13 protein-coding genes are annotated in these 19,139 nt (G+C 71.4%); 8 read left to right on the top strand and 5 right to left on the bottom strand.

Annotated features, from left to right (window positions below):
- Positions 1-334: 334 nt before the first annotated feature.
- The 4 genes from ACFWXQ_RS47660 to ACFWXQ_RS47645 are packed head-to-tail and all read right to left on the bottom strand — an operon-like array spanning position 335 to position 7,759.
- Entirely contained in the window at positions 335-2,107 is a 1,773-nt protein-coding gene (locus tag ACFWXQ_RS47660; RefSeq protein WP_383946323.1) for an ABC transporter ATP-binding protein, read from the bottom strand.
- Positions 2,104-3,924 (bottom strand): ABC transporter transmembrane domain-containing protein, encoded by a 1,821-nt coding sequence (locus ACFWXQ_RS47655; RefSeq protein ID WP_383946325.1) that lies wholly within the window; start codon positions 3,922-3,924, stop codon positions 2,104-2,106. The genes ACFWXQ_RS47660 and ACFWXQ_RS47655 overlap by 4 nt, the downstream gene beginning before the upstream one ends.
- A 56-nt stretch (positions 3,925-3,980) precedes the next feature.
- The gene (locus tag ACFWXQ_RS47650) at positions 3,981-5,837 is read right to left on the bottom strand and encodes an ABC transporter ATP-binding protein (RefSeq protein ID WP_383946328.1); all 1,857 of its coding nucleotides are present in this window, start codon (positions 5,835-5,837) and stop codon (positions 3,981-3,983) included.
- Positions 5,834-7,759 carry an ABC transporter ATP-binding protein gene (locus ACFWXQ_RS47645; protein ID WP_383946331.1) on the bottom strand — a complete coding sequence of 642 codons (1,926 nt, stop codon included), beginning with the start codon at positions 7,757-7,759 and terminating at the stop codon, positions 5,834-5,836. The genes ACFWXQ_RS47650 and ACFWXQ_RS47645 overlap by 4 nt, the downstream gene beginning before the upstream one ends.
- Positions 7,760-7,963: 204 nt before the next feature.
- Here ACFWXQ_RS47645 and ACFWXQ_RS47640 point away from each other — a divergent pair, with 204 nt between their 5' ends.
- From ACFWXQ_RS47640 to ACFWXQ_RS47625, 4 genes are read left to right on the top strand one after another with little or no spacing between them, the layout of a single operon-like run.
- Positions 7,964-8,914 (top strand): ABC transporter ATP-binding protein, encoded by a 951-nt coding sequence (locus ACFWXQ_RS47640; RefSeq protein ID WP_383946334.1) that lies wholly within the window; start codon positions 7,964-7,966, stop codon positions 8,912-8,914.
- Positions 8,911-9,750, top strand: a complete 840-nt coding sequence (locus ACFWXQ_RS47635; RefSeq protein ID WP_383946336.1) for an ABC transporter permease — start codon at positions 8,911-8,913, stop codon at positions 9,748-9,750. The genes ACFWXQ_RS47640 and ACFWXQ_RS47635 overlap by 4 nt, the downstream gene beginning before the upstream one ends.
- A 58-nt stretch (positions 9,751-9,808) precedes the next feature.
- The gene (locus ACFWXQ_RS47630) at positions 9,809-11,062 is read left to right on the top strand and encodes a sensor histidine kinase (RefSeq protein WP_383946341.1); all 1,254 of its coding nucleotides are present in this window, start codon (positions 9,809-9,811) and stop codon (positions 11,060-11,062) included.
- Entirely contained in the window at positions 11,052-11,744 is a 693-nt protein-coding gene (locus ACFWXQ_RS47625) for a response regulator (RefSeq protein ID WP_383946344.1), read from the top strand. Before ACFWXQ_RS47630 ends, ACFWXQ_RS47625 begins: the two co-directional genes overlap by 11 nt.
- A 197-nt stretch (positions 11,745-11,941) precedes the next feature.
- Here ACFWXQ_RS47625 and glgX read toward each other — a convergent pair whose 3' ends face one another.
- Positions 11,942-14,242, bottom strand: a complete 2,301-nt coding sequence (glgX, locus tag ACFWXQ_RS47620) for a glycogen debranching protein GlgX (RefSeq protein ID WP_383946347.1) — start codon at positions 14,240-14,242, stop codon at positions 11,942-11,944.
- Positions 14,243-14,444: 202 nt separating this feature from the next.
- Here glgX and ACFWXQ_RS47615 point away from each other — a divergent pair, with 202 nt between their 5' ends.
- The 4 genes from ACFWXQ_RS47615 (at position 14,445) to ACFWXQ_RS47600 (ending at position 18,955) form a co-directional block, all read left to right on the top strand.
- On the top strand, positions 14,445-15,677 hold the full coding sequence (locus ACFWXQ_RS47615) for an Ig-like domain-containing protein (RefSeq protein WP_383946350.1): 1,233 nt from the start codon (positions 14,445-14,447) through the stop codon (positions 15,675-15,677).
- Between the two features lie 235 nt (positions 15,678-15,912).
- Positions 15,913-17,160, top strand: a complete 1,248-nt coding sequence (locus tag ACFWXQ_RS47610; protein ID WP_383946353.1) for an Ig-like domain-containing protein — start codon at positions 15,913-15,915, stop codon at positions 17,158-17,160.
- 136 nt (positions 17,161-17,296) lie between these two features.
- The gene (locus ACFWXQ_RS47605) at positions 17,297-18,064 is read left to right on the top strand and encodes an enoyl-CoA hydratase/isomerase family protein (RefSeq protein WP_386270392.1); all 768 of its coding nucleotides are present in this window, start codon (positions 17,297-17,299) and stop codon (positions 18,062-18,064) included.
- 282 nt (positions 18,065-18,346) lie between these two features.
- The gene (locus ACFWXQ_RS47600) at positions 18,347-18,955 is read left to right on the top strand and encodes an ATP-binding protein (RefSeq protein ID WP_383946360.1); all 609 of its coding nucleotides are present in this window, start codon (positions 18,347-18,349) and stop codon (positions 18,953-18,955) included.
- Positions 18,956-19,139: the final 184 nt, after the last annotated feature.

Here is a 19,139-nt window from a genome sequence, read left to right as displayed (position 1 = left end):
TGCGTGGCCGCGGATCGCGGATCGCGCGGCCAGGGGGGACCGGACGGTTGGGATCCGCCCGGGCAGAACAAGGCAGTACGCGGAACCACTTGCATGGGGCACGTGCGGGCGTGCGTGGGGGGTTCACCACGGCACAGCGGTTCTTGTGAGGTTGCTGTGGAGTGGTCGTGGGAAGAGTGGCAGGAGATTGCGCTCTCTGTCAGGTGCGCATCAAGAAGTTGGCCGGAAACGGTTCGTTGTCCGGGTGGTCATGTTCGGTATACGGACTCGTTGCCGGGTGGGCGGCCCACGCAGGCTCGGGCTCACCAAGGACCGGGCTCATGAAGGACCGGGCTCATGAAGGCCGTTGGTCGGGAAGCCCCGGTCGCTCGCCGTGCCACGAGTGCCACAGGGCCGCGTACGCGCCGTCGGCGGCGACCAGGCTGTCGTGGGTGCCCAGTTCGGTCAGGCGGCCGTCCTCCATCACGGCGACGCGGTCCGCGTCGTGGGCGGTGTGCAGCCGGTGGGCGATGGCGATGACGGTGCGGCCTTCGAGGACGGCGGCGAGCGCGCGCTCGGTGTGACGTGCGGTCGCCGGGTCCAGGAGTGCCGTGGCCTCGTCGAGGATCAGCGTGTGGGGGTCGGCCAACACGACCCGGGCCAGGGCCAGTTGCTGCGCACGGGAGCCGTCCGCACGGTGACGGCCGTCGGGCCCGAGCCCGGTGTCGAGGCCGTCCGGCAGCTCCTGGACCCAGTCGTCGGCGCCGACCGCCGCGAGGGCCGCCCACAACTCGGCGTCACCGGCGGACGGTTCGGCGATGAGGAGGTTGTCGCGGACCGTGCCGATGAACACGTGGTGCTCCTGGGTGACGAGGACGACCTGCCGCCGCAGCTGCTCCGGGTCGAGGTCGACGATCGGCACCCCGCCGACCGTCACCGAGCCGGAGCCCGGTGCGTCGATGCCCGCCAGCAGCCGGCTCAGGGTGGTCTTCCCCGCGCCGGAGGGCCCGACCACGGCCAGCCGTTCCCCGGGCCGCACGGTCAGGTCCACCCCGCGCAGGACCTCGCCCCCGCGCTCGTACGAATAGCGCACGTCCGTCACGTCGATCCGGTCGTCCGCCGGGGCCGGGGAGCCGGACGGGACGGCCCGCGGCGCCCGGCCGAGGCCCTCCACCCGGGCGAACGAGGCGCTGCTTGCCTGCAGTTGCTCCACCCGCATCAGGACCTGGTCCAGCGGGGTCTCCAACTGCCGCAGATACAGGGCCGCCGCGATCACGGCGCCCAGGCTGACCGTGCCCCGCTCGTGCAGGGCCCCGCCGACCAGCAGCACGACGGCCACCGGGAGTACGAACGAGATCTCCACGGTCACGAAGAACACGGTCCGCAGGTACAGCGTGTACAACCGGGTGCGCCGGGACGTCTCCAGCGCGTCCCGGCTCGCGGCGATCCGCCGCCGCTGCAGTCCGAACGCCTCGACCGTACGCCCGCCGGACGCGGTGGCCGTGAGGATCTCGGCGACCTCCGACGTGGCCGCTCCCTCTGCGAGATAGCCGGTGCGCGCCCGGCGCAGATACCAGCGCAGCGCCAGCCAGATACCGGCCTGCGCGAGCACCGCGCAGGCGCCGAGCAGCGGGTCGAGCGCGAAGACCGCGCCGAGGAGGAACAGACACTGGACCGAGGAGATCAGCAGTTCGGGACCGGCGTCGCGCAGGGTCGTACCCACCGCGGAGACGTCCGCGGTGCCCCGGGCCGTCAGATCACCCGTGCCCGCCCGCTCCACGACCGAGGCGGGCAGCTTCAGCGTCCGCTCGACGAACTCCTCGCGCACCCGCGCCAGCGTCCGCTCCCCGAACCGGTATCCCACGTACCGGGCACCGCGCGCCAGCAGCAACTGCCCCAGCGCGCACACCAGGATGACCAGCGCGAGACGGTCCACGACGGCCACGCCGCCGCCTGCCCGGACCTCGTCGATGATGCGGCCGAGCAGCCACGGACCGACCAGACCGGCAGCGGCGGCCAGCGCGTTCAGGACGAGCACGACGGCGAAGACGCGGCCGTCCGCGCGGATCAGCCGGCCCGCGGCCCTGCGCACGTCGGCCGGCTCGGCGACCGGCAGCTGAGCGGTCATCGCACGGCCTCCTCTGCGTCCAGATCCGATACGGCGGCCGGGTCCGATGACGCTGCCGGGCCCGATGACGCTGCCGGGCCCGACTCATCGCCGTCCACGCCGTCTGCGTCGTCCAAGTCCATGTCCGCGTCGCGGGCCACCAGCGCGCGGTATCCCGGCTCCCCGTCGAGGAGTTCCCGGTGGCCGCCGACGGCCGCGACCTTGCCGTCGACCAGGTAGTACACGGTGTCGACCTGGTCGAGGACGAGCGGCGAGGTGCTGGTCACGACGGTCGTACGGCCCGAGCGCGCCGCGCGCAGCCGGGCGGCGACGGCGGCCTCGGTGTGCGCGTCCAGCGCCGAGGTGGGTTCGACCGCGAGCAGCACCTCGGGGTCGGCGAGCAGCGCACGCACCAGGCGTACGCGCTGCCGCTGGCCTCCGGAGAGGCTGCGGCCCTGCGCGTCGACGGCCGAGTCGAGCCCGTCCGGCAGCCCGAGCACGATGTCGTCCGCCACGGCCGCGTGCACCGCCCGGGCCACGGTCTCCTCGTCGGGGTCCCCGCGCCCCGAGACCAGGTCGCGCAGGGTGCCCGCGAACAGGTCGGCCTCGTTGTCCGCGACCAGGATGCGCGCCCGGACCTGTGGCAGGGCGATCGTGTCGAGGCGTACGCCGCCCCAGGTCGCCGCCGACGCGGTGTACCGGCCGAGCCGGTCGACCACCGCGGCGGACTCCGCCGGACGGGCGCCGGCCAGCGCGGTCAGCCTGCCGGGCGCCACCCGGACACCGGACCGCGGATCGTGCAGTACGGAGGGTTCGGCCGGCGCGTCCACGCAGGTGCGGCCCGTCTCCATCGGCTCCAGGGACAGGAACCGTACGACGCGCCGGGCGGCCACCACACCCCGGCTGAGCTGGTAGCCGCACTCGACGAAGAAGGCCACCGGCGCCACGAGGACCGCGACATAGCCGTACACGGACACCAACTCGCCGATCGTGATGGACCCTTGGGCGGCGAGCCGGGCCGCCAGCCAGGTCACGACGGCCAGGAACACCGTCGGCAGCCCGACGCCGAGCGCCTGGATCCAGCTGGTCACCGACCCGACCCGGTACCCCTGCACCCGCAGCCGCTGCGAGTCGCGGCGGAAGGCGTCGGCGAACAGCCCTTTGCCACCAAGGCCGTTGAGGACACGCAGTCCGCCCGCGAGGTCGCCGATCCGCGCCGTCAGCACGCTCTGCCGCTCGCGGTACTCCGTCTCCGCGCCCCGCAGCCGCCCCATCAGCGGACCGACGAGTACGACTATCACCGGCACCCCGAGCAGCACCACCGCGGCCAGCGGCAGCGAGACCGACAGCAGCAGTCCGGCCACGACGGCGTAGGCGACGGCCGCGCCCACGCCCGGGCCGACCACGGTCAGGGACTGGCTGATGGTCTGTACGTCACCGACGCCGATGGTGACGACCTCCCCGGCCGCCGTCCGGCGCGACAGCGTGGCGCCCAGCCGGGTCGCCTGCCCCACCACGAGCTTGACCGACCGGAAGTTGGCGTCCATCCGGAGCCTGGTCATCGTGCGGTGCCGCATGATGCTCACCCAGGAGTTGAACACCCCGACACCCAGCAGCGCGGCCGACCAGGCCGCCAGCGCCGACTGGTCGCCCGGTTCGAGGCCGTCGTCGATCGCGCGGGACAGCAGATATGGCGTCAGCGCCATGAACACCATCCAGACGGTGCCCAGCACCGCCCCCGCCGCGGCCTGGCCCGGCTGCCTGGCGACCAGCCACCAGAGATACCGCGCTCCACCGCGACAGTCGGGTGTCCCAGGATCCTCGTACGCGTCGACCATTCGGCCCCTCTTTTGTTGTGCTCGGTTCGCCTCCGGGGCGCCAAAGCCCGTGTCCGCTAGACCAGGCTGTCCCGCCACGCCTGGTGCAGGTCCGCGAACCTGCCCGTGTCCGCGACGAGTTGGGCGGGGCTGCCGTCCTCGACGATGCGGCCGTGCTCCATGACGAGGACCCGGTCGGCGATCTCGACGGTCGACAGGCGGTGGGCGATGACGACCGCCGTCCGGCCGCGCAGGACCGTGTCCATGGCGCGCTGGACCGCCCGCTCGCCCGGCACGTCCAGCGAACTGGTGGCCTCGTCGAGGATCAGGACCGCCGGATCGGCGAGCAACGCCCTTGCGAACGCCACGAGTTGACGCTGACCGGCCGAGATGCGGCCACCCCTCTTGCGTACGTCCGTGTCGTAGCCGTCCGGCAGGGCGGTGATGAAGTCGTGGGCGCCGATGGCCTTCGCGGCCCGCTCGATGTCCTCGCGGGAGGCGTCGGGGCGGCCGATGGCGATGTTCTCCGCGACCGTGCCGGAGAAGAGGAAGGCCTCCTGCGTCACCATCACCACCCCGCGGCGCAGTTCGGGCACGGAGAGCTCGCGCAGGTCGACGCCGTCGAGCAGGACCCGGCCGTCCGTGGGGTCGTAGAAGCGGGCCAGCAGCTTGGCGAGCGTCGACTTGCCCGCGCCCGTGGAGCCGACCACGGCGACGGTCTGGCCCGCCGGGAGGGTCAGCGAGAAGGACGGGAGCACCTCGCCGCCGGTGCGGTACGCGAAGCGGGCGTCGATGAACTCGACCTCGCGGCCCGGGTGTTCGGAGACGAGCTCCGGCAGCTCACGCGGCTGCGCGGGCTCAGGCACCGAGGGGACCTGGGCCAGCAGACCCGCGATCTTCTCCAGCGACGCGGCCGCCGACTGGTACGAGTTGAGGAACATGCCGAGCCGGTCTATCGGGTCGTACAGCCGGCGCAGGTACAGCACCGCGGCGGCCAGTACGCCCAGCGCCAGCGAGCCCGACGCCACCCGGTAGGCGCCCCACAGCACGATCCCCGCGACCGCCGTGTTGGCCACGAGCCGGGAGCCGATGACATAGCGGGCCATCTCCAGGATCGCGTCGCCGTTGACACGCTCGTGGCGGCTGTTGAGCACATGGAAGTCCGCGTCGTTGACGGCCTCGCGGCGGAACGCGCGCACCGGCCGGATGCCGTTCATCGTCTCCGCGAACTTCACGATGACGGCGGCGATGGCGGTCGAGCGGACGCTGTAGATCCGTCCGGCGCGGCGCCGGTAGAGCCGGATGAGGAGGTACAGCGGCACGAAGGAGGCAACGGCGACCGCGCCGAGGCCCAGGTCGAGCCAGAGCAGCAGCGCCGAGATGTAGACGAACGACAGGATGACGGTGATGAGCTCCTGGAGGCCCTCGCTGAGCAGTTCGCGCAGCGACTCGACGTCCGTTGTGGAGCGCGAGATGAGCCGGCCCGAGGTGTAGCGCTCGTGGAAGTCGACGCTGAGCGCCTGCGCGTGCCGGAAGATCCTGCCGCGCAGGTCGAGCAGGACATCCTGGTTGACGCGCGCGGAGGTGAGGACGAAGCCGTACTGGAGCGTGCCGGCCGCCACCGACGCCAGGACGTAGGCGACCGCCACGGCGATCAGCGGACCGTGGTCGTCGCCGCGGAAGGCCGGTACGGCACGGTCGATGGCGTACGCCACGAGGAGCGGGCCCGCCTGCACGGCGGCCTGCTGGAGCAGCAGCAGGACCGCGGCGAGGACGACGCGGGCCTTCATCGGCGCGAGCAGGGAGCGCAGGAGGCCGGCCGTCGCGCGCGGGGGAGCGGGGAGGGCGTCGCGGTCGAAGGGGTCGCCGTTCCTGGGCGCGGGTGCCGGCCGGTCCTCCTCGTCGGTCGGCGCGGTGGTCGTGGGCGCCGTCATCGGTTGTCCCCCTCGCTCGTCGCTGTCCTTGGCTCTGCCGCCGGCTCTGCCGTCCCGGACATCAGCCAGGCGTACTCCGCGCTCGTACGCAGCAGTTCGTGATGCGTGCCGACGGCGGTGATGCGGCCCTCGGAGAGCAGGGCCACCCGGTCGGCGAGCATGACCGTGGACGGGCGGTGGGCCACGACGAGGGCGGTCGTGTCGGCGAGGACGCGGCGCAGGGCCGCCTCGACCAGGGCCTCCGTGTGCACGTCCAGGGCCGACAGGGGGTCGTCCAGGACCAGGAAGCGGGGTCTGCCGACCACGGCCCGGGCCAGGGCGAGGCGCTGGCGCTGGCCGCCGGAGAGGCTGAGGCCCTGCTCGCCGACCTGCGTGTCCGTGTCCTGGGGGAGCGCGTGGACGAAGTCCGCCTGAGCGACGGCCAGGGCGCGGTTCAGCTCGGTCTCGCCGGCGTGGGCACCGGCACCCATGAGGACGTTCTCCCCCACGCTCGCGGAGAAGAGCGTCGGCTCCTCGAAGGCGACCGCCACGAGTGCGCGCAGCGTTTCCCGGGGCATCTCCGTGATGTCCACGCCGTCCAGGGTGATCCGGCCCGACGTGACCTCGTGCAGCCGGGGGACGAGCGCGGTGAGCGTCGTCTTCCCGGTGCCGGTCCCGCCGACGAGGGCCATGGTCTCGCCGGGGCGGATGTGCAGGTCGATGCGGTCGAGAACGGGAGAGGAGCCGGGCGGGGCGTCCGGGTAACGGAACCGGACGGCGTGAAAACGGAGTCCGCCGGTGGCGGTGGCGGTGGCGGTGGCGGTGGCGGTGCCGGTGCCCACGGCCACGCCCGTCTTCGGCCCCGCCGCTGCGGCCACGGCGTGCCGAGGCGGGACGGCCAGGCCGGACTCCGGTTCCGCGTCCATCACCTCGAAGTACCGCTCCGTCGCTGTCGCCGCCTCCTGGCTCATCGCCAGCAGGAAGCCGATCGACTCGATGGGCCAGCGCAGCGCGAGAGCCGTGGACAGGAAGGCGACCAGCGTGCCGGTGGACAGCTCGCCGTCCGCCACGTGCACCGTCCCGAGCACGAGCGCCGCGCCGATGGCGAGTTCGGGCAGGATCGTGATCGCGGCGAAGATCCAGGCGAGCAGACGCGCCTTGGCGAGCTCCGTGCCGCGCAGGGTGCGGGAGAGGTCCCGGAAGGCGAGGGCCTGACTGCGGTGGCGCCCGAAGCCCTTGATGATCCGGATGCCGAGCACGCTCTCCTCGACGAGCGTCGTCAGATCACCGACCTGGTCCTGCGCGCGCCGCGCCACCTTCGAGTACCGCTTCTCGAAGAGCCAGCAGACGATCATCACGGGCACGGCGGGCGCGAGCAGCACCAGCCCGAGCGTCCACTCCTGGGCCAGCATGATGATGAAGCCCACCAGAATCGTCACGCCGTTGACCAGCAGGAACGTCAGCGGGAAGGCGAGGAACATGCGCAGCAGCATCAGATCCGTCGTGCCGCGCGACAGCAACTGCCCCGAGGGCCAGCGGTCGTGGAACGCCACCGGCAGCCGCTGCAGATGCCGGTAGAGATCCGCCCGCATCGACGCCTCGACCCCGGCGAGCGGCCGGGCCACCAGCCACCGCCGCAGACCGAAGAGCGCCGCCTCGGCGAGCCCGAGCAGCAGCAGGTACAGCGCCCCGAGCCACACCCCGCCCGTGTCCCGGTCGGCCACCGGACCGTCCACGATCCACTTCAGAACGAGCGGAATCACCAGCCCCGTGCACGAGGCGGCGACCGCGACGACGGCCGCCGTGAAGAGCCGGACGCGCACGGGCCGCACGTACGGCCACAGGCGCAGCAGGCTTCGTACGGCGGAACGGCTCCTGGCCGGTTCGGTTTCTGTGGCTTCCTCGGCAGGGGTGTCGGCGGCGGGCGCGGGTGTAGTGGGCATCAACGCGAGCCTACGGATCGGCACTGACAACGCCCACCGAGTTTTGGCCGGTCCCGGATCCGCCGCTGGTCCTACGACCTGCGTGTCCGACGGGTCGTACCTGCGATGCGGCCGGGTCGTACGGCGGCATCAACCGATCGGTTGATGCGCGTTCGAGCGCGACGGCCGATGTGGCGGAACGGGCCCCGGCGGGACGCTCGGAGCATGGCATCCACACCCATGATCGAAGTCACCGATCTGCGCAAGTCCTACGGCGGCAGGCCCGCCCTCGACCGCGTCTCCTTCACCGTCGAGGAGGGCGAGATCTTCGGCGTCCTCGGCCCGAACGGTGCCGGCAAGACCACCACCGTCGAGTGCGTCGAGGGCCTGCGCGTACCCGACGCGGGCCGTGTCCGGGTGACCGGCCTCGACCCCGTCACCGAGCACGCGGCCATCCGCCAAGTGCTCGGCGCGCAGCTCCAGGAGAGCGAACTGCAGGCCAAACTCACCGTCCGAGAGGCCCTGGAGATGTACGCCGCCTTCTACACGGGCCCGCTCGACTGGCGGCCCCTCGCCGAACGCCTCGGCCTCACCGACAAGCTCACCACCCGCTTCGCCAAGCTCTCCGGCGGCCAGAAGCAGCGCCTGTTCATCGCGCTCGCCCTCATCGGCAACCCCCGGATCGTCGTACTCGACGAGCTGACCACCGGCCTCGATCCGCGGGCCCGCCGCGACACCTGGAAGCTCATCGAGGACATCCGCGCGAACGGCGTCACCGTCCTGCTCGTCACGCACTTCATGGAGGAGGCGCAACGGCTCTGCGACCGGATCGCCGTGATCGACAAGGGCCGGGTGGCCGCGCTCGACACCCCGGCCGGTCTGATCCGCCGCTCGGCCGGTGCCACCGTCATCAGCTTCACCCCGTCCGCCCGGCTGGACGACCGTGACCTGAACGCGCTCCCGGAGCTTGCGTCGGTCGAGTACAAGGACGGCCGCCTCACCCTGTCCGGCACCGACGAGACCGTCAACGCGGTCATCACCCTCCTCGCCCGCACCCACGTCACGGCCCACCAACTCCGCGTCACCGACGCCACGTTGGACGACGCGTTCCTCGACCTCACGAAGGACGCCGGCAACGGCGGCACCAACGACGCCACGAAGGAGGCAGCGGCATGAGCACGGCTCTCGGCAACACCACCCCTGGCAACACCGCCCCTGGCAACACCGCCCCTGGCAACACCGGCCTCGGAAAGACGGCCCTCGGATGGACGGCACTCGTCAACCCCGCCGTACTGAAGAGCGAGGTCCGCCTCTTCCGCAGGGAGCCCGGCAGCCTCTTCTGGATCCTCGGGTTCCCGACGCTGCTGCTGGTGATCCTCGGCTCGATCCCCGCCTTCCGGGACGTCGACCCGGACTTCGGCGGGCTGCGCCCGGTCGACGCCTACGTCCCGGTGAGCGTGCTGCTCGGCCTGACCGTCGGCGGTCTGCAGGCGATGCCGCAGACCCTCACCGGCTACCGCGAGCGCGGCATCCTGCGCCGGATGTCCACCACCCCGGTCCGGCCCGCAGCCCTGCTCTCCGCGCAGATGCTGCTGTACGGCGGGGCCGCCCTGGCGTCGTCCCTGCTCGCCCTCGCGGTCGGCCGCCTCGCCTTCGACGTACGACTGCCCGAGCAGCCCTTCGGCTACGCGCTGGCCCTGGTCCTGGCCGTGCTCGCGGCCCTCGCCCTGGGCGCGGTGATCTCGGCGCTGTCCCGGACGACGAAGATCGCGGGCGCCATCGGGTCCGCCGTGTTCTTCCCGGCGATGTTCTGCGCGGGTGTGTGGATGCCGGTGCAGACCATGCCCGACGTACTGGCCCGGGTGGTCGGCTTCACACCGTTCGGCGCGGCCGCCGAGGCGCTCAACCAGGCGGCGGCGGGCGACTGGCCCGGCTGGGACCACCTGGGCGTGCTCGTGGCCTGGACGGTGCTGCTGACGGCCGCGGCGTCCCGCTGGTTCCGGTGGGAGTAGGGGGAGCAGGGGAGGGCCCGTGCAGACCGGGGAGATGACCGCGGCGCAGACTGGGGAGATGACCGCGGCGGACCAGAGAATCGAGCACCGCTGGGACCAGCTCCACACTTGGGGCCCCTACGGGCTGCTCCTTGCCTCCAGCGTCCTCGCGGTCCTCACCGGCGGACTGATGGCGGGCCCCGCCGAGTGGTACGCGACCGGGGCGCTCGTCGTCGCCGCGGTGGCGCTCCAGTTGTGGCACGGGCCCCGCCGCGGCCGCCGGATCCCGTCCCGCAGCGGAACCGTCCACTACGTCCTGCGCTGGGTGATCTCCTTCGCACTCACCTGGCTGAACCCCTTCTTCGCGTTCTACGCCTCCACCGGCTACTTCGACATCGACGAACTGATACGCGGAACGCGCCGGCAGCGGCTCGGCCTCTTCGCCACCGTCGTCGTGGTGGCGGGCGCGCAGGCCGGCGGGCTGCCGTTCGCCAGCCCGGTCCAGTGGGTGCTGTTCGGCGTGATGCTGGTCGCGAACACCGTGCTGCTGACCGCGATCGGTCATCTCAACCAGCAGGAGGAGCACCGCTCCCGCGAGCGGGCCGGGACCATCGCCGAACTCGAACGCACCAACACCGCCCTGCAACAGGCACTCGACGAGAACGCCGCCCTGCACGCCCAACTCCTCGTCCAGGCGAGGGAGGCCGGGGTCGCCGACGAACGCCGGCGCCTCGCCGCCGAGATCCACGACACCATCGCCCAGGGCCTGACCGGCATCATCGCCCAGCTCCAGGTCGTCGGGAGCGCCCCCGACCTGACCACCGCACGCACCCATCTCGACCGCGCCTCCGCGCTCGCGCGGCACAGCCTCGGCGAGGCCCGCCGCTCCGTGCAGAACCTCGCCCCCGTGGCCCTGGAGAACGACGGACTGCCCGAGGCCCTGAAGAAGACGGTCGCCGAATGGGGCGAACGGACGGGCGTACGCGCCGAGTTCACCGTCACCGGCACCGCCGAGCAGCTCCACGAGGAGATCTCGGCGACCCTCCTGCGCATCGCCCAGGAAGCCCTGTCCAACGCCTCCCGGCACGCCCACGCCACCCGCCTCGGCCTCACCCTGACCTTCCTCGGCGACGAGGTGATCCTGGACATCCGCGACGACGGCCGCGGCTTCGACCCGCTCGCCGTCCCCGCCCGCTCCACCGCCGCCGGTTTCGGCCTCAACGGCATGCGCGCCCGCGCCGAACGCGTCACGGGCTCCCTCACGGTGGAGTCCGAGCCGGGCCACGGCACGGCCCTCTCAGCTCGCGTACCGTTGGTACGCCATGACAGATGACGCGATACATGACGCGACAGCCGACGGCACGGAAGAGCGCACGCAAGAGGGCACGATCTCCCTCCTCGTCGTGGACGACCATCCCGTCGTACGGGACGGTCTGCGCGGCATGTTCGAGTCCGCGCCCGGGTTCCGCGTACTGGGCGAGGCGTCGAACGGCGTCGAGGCGGTCGCGAAGGCCGCCGCGCTCGACCCCGACGTGATCCTGATGGACCTGCGCATGCCGGGCGGCGGCGGAGTCGAGGCGATCGCGCACCTCACCCGCGCGGGCGCCCGCGCCAAGGTCCTCGTCCTGACGACGTACGACACCGACTCCGACACGATCCCCGCGATCGAGGCGGGCGCGACGGGCTATCTCCTCAAGGACGCGCCCCGCGACGAGCTGTTCACCGCGGTACGGGCGGCCGCCCAGGGCCGTACGGTCCTCTCCCCGGCCGTGGCCTCCCGCCTGGTCTCCGCGGTCCGCACGCCCAGGGCCCCCGGCAACGAGCCGCTCTCCACCCGCGAACGTGAAGTCCTGACCCTGGTCGCCAAAGGCACCTCCAACCGCGAGATCGCCCGCGAACTCTTCATCAGCGAGGCGACAGTGAAGACCCACCTCACCCACCTGTACACCAAACTGGGCGTCAAGGACCGAGCGGCGGCGGTGGCGGTGGCGTACGAGCGGGGGATCCTCGGGTAGGGCTTTTTCGCCCCCGCCGCCCCTACCCATTCCCGTCACTTACTCAGGGGCTCCGCCCCCGAACCCCCAAAAGATTGCGCAGTTCCCCGCGCCCCTGAGGTATTCCAGCCCCTCCGGCGTTTGAGGAGCGGGGGTTCGGGGGCTGGCCCCCGAAAAGTGACGGGAATGGGTAGGGGCGGCGGGGGCGAAAAAAGGCCCTACCCCGCCACCCGCAGCAGCAGAACCGCCCTCGCCGGTACCGTGATCGTCGCCCCCGCCCGGTGGACCACCCCAGGCACCTCCCCCTGCTCCTCCCGAGACGTGTCGACGACAACCTCATACCGCTCCGCCCACGGCGCCCCGGGCAGAACGAAGCTCGCGGGCCGATCCCCCGCGTGCAGCACGGCCAGAAAGCTGTCATCAGTCACCGGCACACCCCGCGCGTCCCGGCCGGGAATGTCCCGCCCGGACAGATACATGCCGAGCGTCGCCGCGGGCGCGTACCAGTCCCGTTCCGTCATCTCCGCACCCCGGGCCGTGAACCACGCCAGATCGCGCAGCCCGTCGGCCGAGTGGGCGCGGCCGGAGAAGAAGGCCCGCCGCCGCAGCACGGGATGGGCGTGGCGGAGGGCGATCAGACGGGCGGTCAGGTCGAAGAGGGCCCGCCAGTCGGGGTCGTCGAGCAGGGTCCAGTCGATCCAGCTGATCTCGTTGTCCTGGCAGTACGCGTTGTTGTTGCCGCCCTGGGTCCGCCCGAGCTCGTCCCCCGCGACCAGCATCGGCACACCGGTGGACAGCAGCAGGGTGGTGAGGAGGTTGCGCAGCTGACGGCGCCGCAGACCCCGTACGCGGGCGTCCTCCGTCTCGCCCTCCGTCCCGCAGTTCCAGGCGCGGTTGTCGTCGGTGCCGTCCCGGTTGCCCTCGCCGTTGGCCTCGTTGTGCTTGCGCTCGTACGACACCAGGTCCCGCAGGGTGAAGCCGTCGTGGGCCGTCACGAAGTTCACCGAGGCGTACGGCCGCCGCCCGCCCCACGCGTACAGGTCGCTCGACCCCGACAGCCGGTACCCGAGGTCCCGTACGTCCGGCAGCGCGCCCCGCCAGAAGTCCCGTACGGCGTTGCGGTAGCGGTCGTTCCACTCGGTCCACAGGGGAGGGAACGCGCCCACCTGGTAGCCGCCCGAGCCGACGTCCCACGGTTCCGCGATCAGCTTCACCCTTCGCAGCACCGGGTCCTGCGCGATCACCGCCAGGAACGGGGACAGCATGTCGACGTCGTGCATCGAGCGGGCCAGCGCCGCCGCCAGGTCGAACCGGAAGCCGTCCACCCCCATCTCCGTCACCCAGTAGCGCAGCGAGTCCGTGATCAGGCGCAGGACGTGCGGCTGTACGACGTGGAGCGTGTTGCCGCAGCCCGTGTAGTCCGTGTACCGCCGGGCGTCGCTCTGCAGCCGGTAGTAGCCGCGGTTGTCGATGCCGCGCAGCGACAGCGTGGGACCCAGCTCGCCCGCCTCCGCCGTGTGGTTGTAGACCACGTCGAGGATGACCTCGATACCGGCGGCGTGCAGCGCGCGCACCATGCTCTTGAACTCGCCGACCTGCTGGCCGGTCGTCCCCGAGGCCGCGTACCCGGCGTGCGGCGCGAAGTAGCCGATCGAGTTGTAGCCCCAGTAGTTCTTCATGCCCCGGCGCAGCAGATGGTCCTCGTGCGCGAACTGGTGCACCGGCAGCAGCTCCACCGCCGTCACACCCAGCTTCACCAGGTGCTCGATCGCCGCAGGATGCGCCAACCCCGCGTACGTGCCCCGCAGTTCCTCCGGGATGTCCGGGTGCAGCTTCGTGAAGCCGCGCACATGCAGCTCGTAGATGACCGAATCCGCCCAGGGCGTCTTCGGGCGGCGGTCGTCCGTCCACTCGTCGTCCGGCGCGTCGTCGTGGACGACGACACCCTTGGGGACGTACGGAGCGGAGTCCCGGTCGTCGCGCACGGTGTCCGCGACCTGCTGCTGGGGCCAGTCGCGCACATGCCCGTACACCTCCGGCGGCAGCGTGAAGTCGCCGTCCACGGCACGGGCGTACGGATCGAGGAGCAGCTTCGCCGGGTTCCAGCGGGCGCCGGTCCACGGGTCCCAGCGGCCGTGCACCCGGAAGCCGTACCGCTGCCCGGGCCGTACGCCGGGCACGAAACCGTGCCAGATCTCGTGGGTCAGCTCGGTGAGGGGCACCCGGATCTCGGTGCCCCCGCCTCCCGTGCCGCCTGCGCCCGAGGAGCCGTCCTCGTAGTCGAAGAGGCACAGCTCGACGGACTCCGCACCGCCCGCCCACAGCGCGAAGTTGGTGCCCGAGACACCGTCGGGCCCGGTCCTGAAGCGCGCCCCGAGCGGGGTCGGCGCACCGGGCCACACGGGGACGGCCGGCGCGACGCGCGGACTGCCGTTCAGCACGGGAGCGGGCTGCGCGGGCAGCCCGGCATCCGGGGCGCGCCCCTCCTGCACTGCCTTCTGCTCGGCTGCGCTCGACACCTCACGGCCTCCTGCGGCTCGATGGGAGCGACGCGCGGAGATGCCCATGGCGTCCCGGCCACGGCTCCCCGTCGCGTCGTCCTTCCCACTGTTCTGCCCAGCGCCGGGCTCGCACTCACGTTTCCCCAGGAGAGGGCTGACCGGCCTCGGGCGGATGAGGCCCGCCCCACTTCCCCGGGGCCGGTCGGTCGTTGGGCCCCACGTGATGCACGCACAGACGCGCGCGGCGCGCGCAGGGGCCGCGCTGGCCGCCGTACTGACATGGGCAGGGCTGCTGTCCGGAGCCGCGGGATGCACCTCGCACGGTGTGGACAAGGTGCTCGGCAAGCCCCGATCGCCCGAGAACACGATCCGTGTCTCACCGGACCACGGCAGCAAGGCCGTACGCCCCGAGGAGAGCCTGCGGGTACGGGTGCCGGCCGGGCGCCTGGAGTCGGTGAAGGTCGTCAGGTCCCAGGACGCGCAGGACTTCCCGGTGCCGGGCCGGATCGCCGAGGACGGTATGACCTGGCGACCGGACGACGCCAAACTGGCCCTGGCCGCCAAGTACTCGGTCGACGCGGTCGCGCTCGACGGCCACGGCCGGCGGGTGGCCCGGCACGCGACGTTCACGACGTACGTCCCCGACGAGCGCTTCATCGGATACGTCATGCCCGAGAACCGCTCCACCGTCGGCACCGGAATGATCGTTTCGCTGGACTTCAACCGGGTCATCGAGAACCGCGCTGCGGTCGAGCGCGCCGTCCGGGTGAGCTCCGTTCCTGAGGTGGAGATCGCCCCGCACTGGTTCGGCGAGAAGCGCCTGGACTTCCGGCCCGAGGAGTACTGGGAGCCGGGCACCAAGGTCACCGTCGCGCTGCGGCTGCGCGATGTCGAGGCGGCACCGGGCGTGTACGGACTGCAGTACAAGACCTTCTCGTTCACCGTCGGCCGCAGCCAGGTCAGCCTCGTCGACGCGGCCGCCCACACCATGGAGGTCCGCCGCGACGGCGAGGTTCTCTCCACCGTGCCGATCACCGCGGGCGCCCCCAAGAGCACGACGTACAACGGGAAGATGGTGGTCACCGAGATGCTGGAGGTGACCCGGATGAACGGCGCGACGGTCGGCTTCACGGACGCCGACGGCAAGGGCGAGTACGACATCCCCGACGTGCCGCACGCGCTGCGCCTCACCACCTCCGGGACCTTCCTGCACGGCAACTACTGGGCGCAGGGCGTCTTCGGCACCGCCAATGTCAGCCACGGCTGCGTGGGCCTGCGCGATGTGAAGGGCGGCAGCTCCGCGACCCCGGCGGGCTGGTTCTTCGACCGCAGCCTCATCGGTGACGTCGTGGAAGTCGTCAACAGCAATGACAAGAAGGTCGCTCCTGACAACGGCCTCGGCGGGTGGAACATGGGCTGGAAGGCATGGAAGGCGGGCTCCGCGGTGAAGTAGGCGGACATACGGGTACGGACAAGACGTACGCCGGTGCTGCCGCGGGCTGTTGAAGTTGGGACGGAACAGTGACAATCCCAGGAGACCAACGCTCCTGGCGGTGTGATTAATTAGCGCGATACACGCGTGGGACGCGGCTGTGAGCTGCGGGCTCCCGCCATGGGCCCAGGCGTCACGGGGCGACCAACGATGGGCAGTGCGGGCCTTGATCAGGCCGTGCGAGGGGAGAACGAACTTGAACGGGCGACCGATATCGGGGGCGTCGGTTGGCGCGCGGACACGGCGTGGAAAGGGGGCCCTGGCGCTTGCGCTCGGGACCCTGATGCTCGTCGTGACCGCCTGCGGCGGGGGAGGGGACTCGGATTCCGGGTCCGGCTCGGGGAAGGGCGGGGACAAGGATTCCGGCCAGGCGGACACCAAGGTCTCGCAGGCGGTCGTGACCGTGGCACCGAAGGACGGCGCCGCCGGTGTGAAGACCAGCGGCGCGCTCAAGGTGACCGCGGCCAAGGGCAAGCTGACCGAGGTCGAGGTCGAGGACACCAAGGGCAACCCGGTCGAGGGGAAGATCACCGACGGGGGCGCGACCTGGACGCCCGACGCGCATCTCGCCGCGTCCACCAAGTACAAGGTCCACGCCGTGGCCAAGGACTCCGAGGGCCGTGAGGCGGCGGAGGAGTCGGCGTTCACCACGCTGACCCCGAAGAACACGTTCGTCGGCATCTTCACGCCGGAGGACGGCTCGAAGGTCGGCGTCGGGACGACCTTCTCGCTCAACTTCACCCGGGGGATCACGCACCCCGAGGACGTCGAGAAGGCGATAGACATCAAGACCGAGCCGGCGGTCGACGTCGAGGGCCACTGGTTCGGCAACGACCGCCTCGACTTCCGCCCGGAGAAGTACTGGAAGCCCGGTACGAAGGTCACCGTGAAGCTCAACCTCGACGGCGTCGAGGGCCGGCCCGGCGTCTACGGCGAGCAGGCCAAGACCGTGAAGTTCACGATAGGCCGCAGCCAGGTCTCCACCGTCGACGTCAAGACCAAGAAGATGACCGTCAAGCGCGACGGCAAGGTCATCAAGACCATCCCGGTCACGACGGGCAAGCCCGGCTACGAGACCTGGAACGGCCAGATGGTCATCACCGAGCGCCTCCGGGTGACCCGGATGAACGGCGAGACGGTCGGCTACGGCGGCGAGTACGACATCAAGGACGTGCCGGACGCGATGCGGCTGACCACGTCGGGCACCTTCATCCACGGCAACTACTGGGGCGGCGACGCCTTCGGCAACTACAACGCCAGCCACGGCTGCATAGGCCTGCGCGACCAGCGCGGCGGCGGCGACCGCGGCGCGCCGGCCGCGTGGTTCTTCGACCGCTCCATCGTCGGTGACGTGGTCGTCGTGAAGAACTCCAACGACCGCGTCGTGGACCCGGACAACGGGCTCAACGGCTGGAACATGTCATGGGAGAAGTGGAAGGCGTGACGGACCGGGTGCGGGGGCGGCACTGACCGCGCTTCTCCCGGCCCGCCCTGTCGCGGCTTGTACGGCCCCGGTGTGCTGCTCCTCTGTGACGCAGCACACCGGGGCCGTCGCCGTTAGCCCCCGTTAACCTGCCTTCATGACTGTGCATCTCGAAGTCGCCGAAGGTGTCGGCACGATCCGTCTCGACCGCCCGCCCATGAACGCGCTGGACGTCGCCACACAGGACCGCCTCAAGGAGCTCGCCGAGGAGGCCGCGCGCCGCGAGGACGTGCGCGCGGTGATCCTCTACGGCGGCGAGAAGGTGTTCGCGGCGGGCGCGGACATCAAGGAGATGCAGGCCATGGACCATACGGCGATGGTCGTACGCTCCCGTGCCCTGCAGGACTCCTTCACCGCCGTGACCCGCATCCCCAAGCCGGTCGTCGCCGCCGTCACGGGTTACGCGCTGGGCGGGGGCTGCGAGTTGGCGCTCTGCGCCGACTTCCGTATCGCCGCGGAGAACGCCAAGCTGGGCCAGCCGGAGATCCTGCTCGGGCTGATCCCGGGCGCGGGCGGCACCCAGCGCCTGTCCCGTCTGATCGGCTCCTCCAAGGCCAAGGACCTCATCTTCACCGGCCGCATGGTCAAGGCCGACGAGGCCCTGTCGCTCGGCCTGGTGGACCGGGTCGTACCGGCCGACGAGGTGTACGCCGAGGCGCACGCGTGGGCCGCGAAACTGGCGCTGGGGCCGGCGCTGGCGCTGCGCGCCGCCAAGGAGTCGATCGACGCGGGTCTGGAGACGGACATCGAGACCGGGCTCGCGATCGAACGCAACTGGTTCGCGGGGCTGTTCGCCACCGAGGACCGGGAGCGGGGGATGAAGAGCTTCGTGGAGGAGGGCCCGGGCAAGGCGAAGTTCCTCTGACGGAGTTCTGTGGCGAGGTGGACCGAGGCCTGCGGCGAGGGTGACCGAGATCTGTGGCGAGGGTGATGGAGGTCGGTGGCAAGGGGTCGCGGGTGACTTGAAAGTCACCCGCCGAATTCCGCTGATCCACTTGCAGTTGACGCGATGTCTTACCCGCGTCCCTCGAAGGGGCGGTTTATCCGGGCCTTAAGGCAACCTTAAGGCTTCCTTGCCGGGGGCTGCGGGCGATTGCCCCGGACGGGGCTGTTCCCGCAGGCCAGGTGGGCTGTGGTCGCTTCCGAACTGCCGCTGGCATATGCCGATCGAATCACGCGGAATGGAGGGTTCCGGGGGGCGTATTCCTCCGGAACGCCCCCAACGAGGCCTCTGGGCGGCCATGATGGGGGCATGGCGGGGCTGGAGGGTATCGAACAGCCGCGGCGGCACGGGAGTGCGACCGCGGCGCGCTGGTCGCCCGCGGTCGAGGACGAACACGCGCTCAAGGCGTTGGAGTTGTTCGGCAATCCGACCGAGGGGGAGGTGCCGTTGCCCTCCCGGCCCGAGTCCGCGGCCGCCGCGCGTCGGCTGACCCAGGTCGTGGTTCTGCGTCACTGGGGGCTCTCGCCGAAGATGACCGAGGACGCGGTTCTACTCGTTTCCGAGTTGGTGGGCAATGCCGTGCGGCATACGGGGGCGCGGGTGTTCGGGCTCCGGATGCGGCGCCGCCGGGGGTGGATCCGGATCGAGGTCCGTGACCCGTCCCGTGGCCTTCCCTGCCTGATGCCGGTCCAGGAGATGGACGTCAGCGGCCGAGGCCTCTTCCTCGTCGACAAGCTCTCCGACCGGTGGGGGGTCGACCTCTTGCCTCGCGGCAAGACGACATGGTTCGAAATGAGGGTGGCGGACCGCTAGGTTTCCTCGCCCCCGCCGCCCCTACCCATTCCCATCCTTCTGGGGCTCCGCCCCAGGCCCCGTGGGGTGCGTTGTCGGGTGCGCGTCCGGCTGTGGCTGATCGCGCAGTTCCCCGCGCCCCTAAAGACCTAGGGGCGCGGGGAACTGCGCAATCTTTTGGGGGTTCGGGGGCGAAGCCCCTGAG

This window comes from Streptomyces sp. NPDC058697, assembly GCF_042715345.1.
Lineage (GTDB): Bacteria > Actinomycetota > Actinomycetes > Streptomycetales > Streptomycetaceae > Streptomyces > Streptomyces liliifuscus.
Note: the sequence above shows the minus strand (reverse complement) of the source record. Positions and strands in the feature narration are given on the sequence as shown.

What these genes read in the sequence shown, in the direction of transcription:
- ACFWXQ_RS47660 (WP_383946323.1), bottom strand. Translation starts at nt 2,107, where the DNA reads ATGACCGCTCAGCTGCCGGTCGCCGAGCCGGCCGACGTGCGCAGGGCC.
- ACFWXQ_RS47655 (WP_383946325.1), bottom strand. Translation starts at nt 3,924, where the DNA reads ATGGTCGACGCGTACGAGGATCCTGGGACACCCGACTGTCGCGGTGGA.
- ACFWXQ_RS47650 (WP_383946328.1), bottom strand. Translation starts at nt 5,837, where the DNA reads ATGACGGCGCCCACGACCACCGCGCCGACCGACGAGGAGGACCGGCCG.
- ACFWXQ_RS47645 (WP_383946331.1), bottom strand. Translation starts at nt 7,759, where the DNA reads ATGCCCACTACACCCGCGCCCGCCGCCGACACCCCTGCCGAGGAAGCC.
- ACFWXQ_RS47640 (WP_383946334.1), top strand. Translation starts at nt 7,964, where the DNA reads ATGGCATCCACACCCATGATCGAAGTCACCGATCTGCGCAAGTCCTAC.
- ACFWXQ_RS47635 (WP_383946336.1), top strand. Translation starts at nt 8,911, where the DNA reads ATGAGCACGGCTCTCGGCAACACCACCCCTGGCAACACCGCCCCTGGC.
- ACFWXQ_RS47630 (WP_383946341.1), top strand. Translation starts at nt 9,809, where the DNA reads ATGACCGCGGCGGACCAGAGAATCGAGCACCGCTGGGACCAGCTCCAC.
- ACFWXQ_RS47625 (WP_383946344.1), top strand. Translation starts at nt 11,052, where the DNA reads ATGACAGATGACGCGATACATGACGCGACAGCCGACGGCACGGAAGAG.
- ACFWXQ_RS47605 (WP_386270392.1), top strand. Translation starts at nt 17,297, where the DNA reads ATGACTGTGCATCTCGAAGTCGCCGAAGGTGTCGGCACGATCCGTCTC.